7 protein-coding genes are annotated in these 6,873 nt (G+C 63.2%); 4 read left to right on the top strand and 3 right to left on the bottom strand.

The window, feature by feature from the left end; all coding sequences use genetic code 11:
• Window positions 1-303: thioesterase family protein (locus EN906_RS17325; RefSeq protein WP_164777213.1), on the bottom strand; the 303-nt coding region annotated here is incomplete at its 3' end.
• Window positions 304-465: 162 nt separating this feature from the next.
• On the opposite strand from EN906_RS17325, the gene EN906_RS17320 reads away from it, so the two are divergent.
• A complete protein-coding gene (locus tag EN906_RS17320; RefSeq protein WP_127269205.1) occupies window positions 466-1,878 on the top strand; it encodes an FAD-linked oxidase C-terminal domain-containing protein in 1,413 nt (470 codons plus the stop codon).
• 60 nt (window positions 1,879-1,938) lie between these two features.
• Here the strand turns inward: EN906_RS17320 and EN906_RS17315 are convergent, their stop codons facing one another.
• A complete protein-coding gene (locus EN906_RS17315) occupies window positions 1,939-2,448 on the bottom strand; it encodes a DinB family protein (RefSeq protein WP_127375279.1) in 510 nt (169 codons plus the stop codon).
• A 115-nt stretch (window positions 2,449-2,563) separates the two neighbouring features.
• Between EN906_RS17315 and EN906_RS17310 the strand changes: the two genes are divergently transcribed.
• On the top strand, window positions 2,564-3,160 hold the full coding sequence (locus EN906_RS17310) for a TetR/AcrR family transcriptional regulator (protein WP_206517183.1): 597 nt from the start codon (window positions 2,564-2,566) through the stop codon (window positions 3,158-3,160).
• Window positions 3,161-3,282: 122 nt separating this feature from the next.
• Window positions 3,283-3,804, top strand: coding sequence for a hypothetical protein (locus EN906_RS17305; RefSeq protein ID WP_127269202.1), 522 nt, complete (start codon window positions 3,283-3,285; stop codon window positions 3,802-3,804).
• Between the two features lie 65 nt (window positions 3,805-3,869).
• On the opposite strand, the gene EN906_RS17300 is transcribed toward EN906_RS17305, so the two are convergent.
• Entirely contained in the window at window positions 3,870-4,832 is a 963-nt protein-coding gene (locus tag EN906_RS17300; protein WP_127273760.1) for a Dyp-type peroxidase, read from the bottom strand.
• A 153-nt stretch (window positions 4,833-4,985) separates the two neighbouring features.
• Between EN906_RS17300 and EN906_RS17295 the strand changes: the two genes are divergently transcribed.
• The coding region (locus tag EN906_RS17295; RefSeq protein ID WP_127375278.1) for an AsmA family protein at window positions 4,986-6,873 on the top strand (1,888 nt) is incomplete at its 3' end.

The following is a 6,873-nucleotide window of genomic DNA, read 5'->3' as shown; positions in this document are numbered from 1 at the left end:
GACATGGCGGATTTCCTGGTAGGCCCGCAGCCGCTTGTCGTCGTGGTCGATGAGCTGGAAGGAGACCGTGACCTTGTGCTCGAGGTGCAGCTCCTGCACGTAGCAGACATGGACTTCGGCCGTGTAGATGGTGAGGCGGCGATCCCTGGCATAGTTCGGTCCCATGCCCATTGCCTCGAAGGCGTCGTCCGAGCAGCGGTCGAACAGCACGTTGTAATAGGCCATGTTGAGATGGCCGTTGTAGTCGATCCAGTCCTTCTCGATGTCCATGGGTTTCGAGACGAAGGGAGTGGGGATGGGCATCGAAACTTCCTTGTTCTGGCGCTGGACAGAGCTTGGCTCCGGAGACTCTATTTGTTCTGACGCATTCCGGACGGAAAACCGCTTCACACTTTTCCTGGAATTGCTTTACGCATCCATAGACGCATAACAAGCGTGGACGCTGGTCCATTCGCGGAGGAATTCATGGCTCTGAGCGACCTCAACCCGGTCGAACGTAACGAGGAAGGCATCGCGGCGGTGCTCGGCATCCTCAAGCAACGGCTCGGCGAGCGATTCCAGACCGGCCAGGCGATCCGCTCGCAGCATGCCCACACCACCACCTATATTCCGACGCAGGCGCCGGACGGCGTCGCCTTTCCCGAGACGACCGCCGAGGTGCAGGACATCGTGCGGGCCTGTGCCGCGCACCGCGTGCCGGTGATCGCCTTTGGCGTCGGCTCCTCGCTGGAAGGCCACACCAACGCACCGGGCGGCGGCATATCGGTCGACACATCGCGCATGAACCGTATCCTGGCGGTCAATCCACAGGATCTCGACTGCACGGTCGAACCCGGCGTCACCCGCGAGGATTTGAACCGGCATCTGCGCGACACCGGACTGTTCTTTCCGATCGACCCCGGCGCCAATGCCTCGCTGGGCGGCATGGCCGCGACGCGGGCCTCCGGCACCAATGCGGTGCGCTACGGCACGATGCGCGAGAACGTGCTGTCGCTGACCGCCGTCATGGCTGACGGCGAAACCGTGACGACCGGCAAGCGGGCGAAAAAGAGCTCGGCCGGCTATGATCTGACGCGGCTGCTGGTCGGCTCGGAAGGCACGCTCGGCATCATCACCTCGCTGACCTTGAAGCTGCAAGGCATCCCGCAGGCGATTTCGGGCGGCGTCTGCCCGTTTCCGAGCGTCGAGGCGGCCTGCAACGCGGTCATCGCCACGATCCAGATGGGCATTCCTGTGGCGCGCATCGAACTGGTCAACGCGCTGCAGATGCGGGCGATGAAGAACTATTCCAAGCTCGACTATCCCGAGAGCCCGTGCCTGTTCGTCGAGTTTCATGGTAGCGATGCCGGTGTTGCCGAACAGGCCGAGACCTTTGGCATGATCGCGGAAGAGAATGGCGGCGGGCCGTTCCTGTGGACCAGCGTCGCCGAGGAGCGCACCAAACTGTGGAAGGCCAGGCATGACGCCTACTGGTCGTCGCTGACACTGCGGCCGGGCGCCAAGGGGCTGTCGACCGATGTCTGCGTGCCGATCTCGCGCTTTGCCGAATGCGTCATGGAAACCGAAGCCGACATAGAAGAGATGGGTCTGATCGCGCCGATCGTCGGCCACGCCGGCGACGGCAATTTTCACGTGCTGGTGCTGATGGATGTCAACGATCCCAGGGAGATCGCGTTGTCGGAAAAGTTCGTCGCGCGGCTCAACATGCGGGCGATCGCCATGGACGGCACCTGCACCGGCGAGCACGGCATCGGCCAGGGCAAGATCGGTTTCCTGCGCCACGAGCTCGGCCACGGCGTCGACATCATGCGCACGATCAAGCAGGCGCTGGATCCGCTTGATATCATGAACCCGGGCAAGATCTTGCCAGCAGGGTAGGGATTATCCCGCCACAGCAATGAAGGAGCCGGACCGGCATCTCCAATGTAAGGTTTCCGATTACACCGGTGCTCGGCGGGCGGGCTCTGCCTGATGGAGATAACCCGTGAAGGTGTCGGGCGACGATGGCTTCGACAATTGTGTCACTATGCGTCCGACCTCACCGCGATGATAGCCGCCATGGGTGATGACATGTGCCAGCATCTCCTCTCGTGACATCTGCCCGGGGGCGCCGTCCGTAAAGGCAAAACGGATCGCCTCCGCCAGCTCTTCGGGGTCGACCTGTTCGACGTAGCGGAGGTACCACCGGTCGGTTTCCTTGATCGCCTTGGACATCTCCGCGAGCGTCGGTGTGCTGCTCGTGCCCGTGTCTCGATAGGAGTGCTTCTGCTGCTGGAGGTTCGACGCAAAGATCCGGTCGACGACATGCGCGTGATTGACGGTCTCAAGGATCGCGCCAAGCTGCTTCTCGGTTGTCTCGTTTTCGATCTCTGCCAAAAGAGCGAGGAGTTCATTGTCGGCCCAGGATTTGTAGCGGAACAGGGATAAAAGCAGTGTCTTGTTGCTCATAGCGACCTCTCATTGACTTGCGTGGCAGGCTTGGCTCGATAAATGTGAGCGGACACTCGCATTTTGGTGAAAAGGCCCTGATATGGCTACTCGCGTTCCCTCAGAGCATGGAAGCGTGCGCAAAGCGCCACGGCAACAGCGTTCCCGCGCAACCGTGGATACGATTGTCGAAGCCGCGGCTCGCGTTCTGGCTCGGCGTGGGTGGGCGCATTTCACCACCAACGAGACGGCTTCGGCGGCTGGTGTCAGCGTCGGCTCGATCTACCAGTATTTTCCCAACAAGCTGGCCTTGGCGGAGGAGATCCGAAAACGCCATCTCGACGCGGTGCTCGCGGCCATATCCGGTTCGGATGAGCGTGACGCAGTGATCACGGTGGAACAGCGGGCGGCGAAGCTTGTCGATGGCGTCGTCGCCGCCCACAGCGTCGATCAGGAACTGCATCGCGTCCTGCTCGACGAGGTGCCGCTTGCCGCACGCTCGACACAGGATCAGTTCGAGGCGGAGTATCTGCGCCGCTACCAAGCCGTGATCGCATCTGCCTCGGGCAAGCCCGATCCCAAGCGCGACGACATTGCCGGACGTGTGCTGTCGGGTGCGGTCGAAGGGGTCGTGCATGCCGCAGCGCGACATGGCGAACTGCAATCGCCGGAATTGCGAGCGGAACTCATCGAGCTGGTCTGCGCCTATCTGCGCAGCCGATGCACAGGCTGAGCGGCTCGGTATTCGACCATCCGGCATCGTCAGCAGGGCTATTCTTGACCGACGCGGTTTTGGGGCAGAAACTCATGCGAATGGCCTGAAACAGACAGGCGTGCCAGCGGAGGAGGAATGCCATGGCGATTTCACGCAAGGAAGCGGCGCGTGCGCTGAGCGCGGACGAACAGGAACTGGTGGAGAAATCGCACCATCCGGCGGTGCAGGAGCTTTCCGACGCCGATCTTGCCGGCCTGGTCAAGCTGTTGCGGGAGCGGCGCGACAAGGCCCAAACCCAAGCACACCGCCGCCAGCGTGAGATACGCGGCAAAGGAGCGCCGAAAGGCGCTGCGCCCTCAAAGTCCGATGGCGGTTCGCAGACAAAGCTTGCGGTGCTGGCCATGGCCATGCGGCGGCTGAATGGCGAGGCCGAGCGGCGCCGGCAGCTGGCGGCCAGCGTTTCGCTGATCGAAAACGCGCGCAAGGCATTTGTCATGAAGCAAGGGGCGACGCCGGAAGGCCCTGCTTTCAATTCGCGCACCGCGCGCAAGGGGATGCGGTCGGTGGCAAACCAGAGGGCGCAAGACCTCGTCCGACCGATGGAGCTTGGCCGGCAGCGCAAGGCGGCCAAGGTGGCGCAAGCAAAGCGCGACGCACGCTGAGGGTTCTGACAATCGCCGGGTGAAATCGTTGGGGCGCCGGCCTGCCGTGCGGCCGCAGGCGTCTTCTATGCGTCCTCAACAAGGGTTTGCAGCATGGGGCGGGTTGGCGCGAAGAACGTCGTGCCGGTGTGCGGCGTCGAGAAATCGAGCAGCCGGTCGTAAGCGCCCGGCGGCTCACCGATGTACATTCGCTGCAGCATCCTCTCGATCACCCAGAGATACCTGCTGTAGCCGATAAAGTAGGTGCCGAACTCCTTTTGCCCCGGCCTGCCAAACGGCATGTTGTCGCGCAATATGTCGTACTCGTTGCCATCGGTATCCTCGATGGTGGCCAGCGACTTGTGTGATTTGCGCGGCGCCTCGTCATCATCGATTTCGATGTTGTCGATCTTGGTGCGGCCGATGATCGCTTCCTGCTCGGGCGTCGGAATGCGCGCCCAGGCCTGGAGATCGTGCAGGTATTTCTGGACGACGACATAGCTGCCGCCGGCGAAGTCGGCGTCCTCATCACCGACGAGTGCCGAGGCCGGAAGGTCCAGCCCGGTCGGGTTGGCCGTGCCGTCGACGAAGCCGAGCAGGTCACGCGCATCGAAGTACCGAAAGCCGGAAACCTCGTCGACGACGTTCACGGCATCACCGAGATTGTCGAGCAGAATGCGCTCGAACTCGAAGCACATATCGGGCCGCTCGGAGCGGATGTGGAAGAGAAGATCGCCGGCGGTCGAAGGCGCCGAATGAACGGCACCCTTGATCGGCGCAAACGGTTTCAGTTCCAGCGGTCGCCGATCTGGGGAAAGACGATCCCAGAGATCGCGGCCGATGCCGGCAATGCACGAAAGCCGCCCGGAAAGATCGCGGAACCCGACGGTTTTGACGAGATCATCGAGGCCGCCGAGCACGGAGGCTATCTTGGCGAGCGCGGTCTGACCGCTGGCGACGGTGACGACAAGAAAGACCGCCGAAAGCGACAGCGGGGCGTCGACACTTTGCGCATCGATCGGCACGCGATCCCAGTTCTTTCCAGACATCCGAATTCTCCGCTTCGCCGGGATTTGTTTCAGATCGCCCGATATCACGCAACTGCGGATGAGACATCGCGCAACACTGGATGAATTGCCTCTTTATCGACACGCGGATGCGGGTAGAGTGCGGCAGAATTTCAATCAACCCATTCGGAGCTGATGCTCGCTCGCCTGTTCGTGATCTTCGGTGGCCTTTTTGTGCTGGTGCTGTGTGCGGCGCTGGTGGTGCCGTATTTTATCGACTGGACCGGCTACCGCGCCCAATTCGAGCGCGAGGCCAGCGCCATCCTCGGCCGCAAGGTGACCGTGCAGGGCGACGCCACGGCAAGGCTGTTGCCGTTTCCCTCGGTGACCTTCTCGAACGTCGCGGTCGCCGGCGGCCCCAATGGCCAGCCGGCCATGACCGTCGAGACGTTTTCGATGGATGCGGAACTGGCGCCCTTCCTGCGCGGCGAAGTGCTGATCTTCGACATGCGGCTGGTGCGGCCGAAAGCGACCATCGATATCGCCAATGACGGCACCGTCGACTGGGCGATGCGGCCGTCCTCTCCCTTCGACCTCAATCAGATCTCGATCGAGAAGCTGACGGTGACGGAAGGGCAGATCGAACTGCGCCATGCCGCCGGCGGGCGCAGCCACCTGTTTTCCGAGATCAATTCGACCATCTCGGCCAAGTCTCTGGCCGGGCCATGGCGCATGGACGGCACGCTGCGGCTCGACGGTCTTCGCACCACGGTCACTGCCTCCACCGGCAAGGCCGAAGGCAACGGGCAGATGCGGCTTCGGCTGAAGGCCGATCCGGACGCCTATCCGCTGGTCATCGAAACCGACGGCAATGCCGGCATCGTCAATGGCGCTGCCGCCTATTCCGGCCAGTTCAAGATCTCCGGTGCCGACAAGAACAGCGCCGAGCTGCGCGGCACCGATGGCGAGACGGTGAGGGTTTCCGCCGGCAAGCCCGATCCGGGCTTTCGGCTGAACGGCAAATTTTCGCTCGACCACCAGAAACTCGGCGTCGACGAATTCCGCTTCGAGACCGGGCCGCTCGACAACCCCTACACCGCCGACGGCAAGGCTTCTGTCGATCTCGGGCTGAAGCCGAGTTTCGCCATCGAGGCCAATGGCGCGCAGGTGCAGTTCGACGAGGCGGTGGGCGCCGAAGCCGGCGCCGGTCTGACGCTGGATCAGCGCATCGCGGCGTTTGAGCAGGCGCTGCTCGACATGCCGAGGCCGACCATTCCCGGCACTGTCGAGGTCAAGCTGCCGGCGGTGGTGGTCGGCGACACCACGGTGCGCGACGTGCATCTTTCCGCCGAGCCGGTCGATGGCGGCTGGTCGGTGAAATCGCTTGCCGCGACCTTGCCCGGCCGCACCACGTTGGAAGCCGATGGCATGCTCGTGCTCAATTTGGAGGGTCATTTCGGCTTCAACGGCTCGCTGCTGCTGGCCGTGGCGCAACCCTCCGGCTTTGCCGCCTGGCTGTCGAAGGATGTCGACGAGGCGATCCGCCGTCTCCCTGCCGCCGGCTTCAAGGCCAAGGTCGACCTCTCGCAGAAGCGCCAGGCCTTCAGCGATCTCGAATTGATCCTGGGCAAGGCGAAGTTTTCCGGCCGCATCGATTCCAGCCAGCCCGACGATGCCAAGCCCTCAGTGCTGATGCGTCTCGAAGGGGGCGACCTCGATGTCGACGGGCTGGCGGCCTTCGCCTCGATCTTCGTCAGCGACAAGGGCGCCAATCGCTTTGCCGACCGCGACCTCGATTTCCAGATCAAGGCAGGGCCGGTCAACGCTGGCGGGTTGACCGCGGATACCGTCGACACGGCGCTCAGGCTGCGCGACGGGCTGCTCGAAATCGACCGGCTGTCGGTGGGCGGGCTGGCCGGCGCCTCGATCAGCGCCACCGGCAGGATCAAGGATTTCCCGGCGAGCCCGACCGGCAAGCTCGATGCATCGGTGGTTGCCGTCGATCTGAAGCCGCTGATCGACGTCGCCGCCCGGCATTATCCCGACAGCGCCGTGCTCAAGGGACTGGCGAGCCGTGCCGCAG

The organism is Mesorhizobium sp. M7A.F.Ca.CA.004.06.1.1, from assembly GCF_003999135.1.
Taxonomy (GTDB): Bacteria; Pseudomonadota; Alphaproteobacteria; order Rhizobiales; family Rhizobiaceae; genus Mesorhizobium.
This window is presented reverse-complemented; position numbering and strand designations above follow the sequence as displayed.

Bases quoted from the DNA above. Each gene is read 5' to 3' on its own strand.
- EN906_RS17315 (WP_127375279.1), bottom strand. From the start codon at position 2,448: ATGAGCAACAAGACACTGCTTTTATCCCTGTTCCGCTACAAATCCTGG.
- EN906_RS17300 (WP_127273760.1), bottom strand. From the start codon at position 4,832: ATGTCTGGAAAGAACTGGGATCGCGTGCCGATCGATGCGCAAAGTGTC.
- EN906_RS17320 (WP_127269205.1), top strand. From the start codon at position 466: ATGGCTCTGAGCGACCTCAACCCGGTCGAACGTAACGAGGAAGGCATC.
- EN906_RS17305 (WP_127269202.1), top strand. From the start codon at position 3,283: ATGGCGATTTCACGCAAGGAAGCGGCGCGTGCGCTGAGCGCGGACGAA.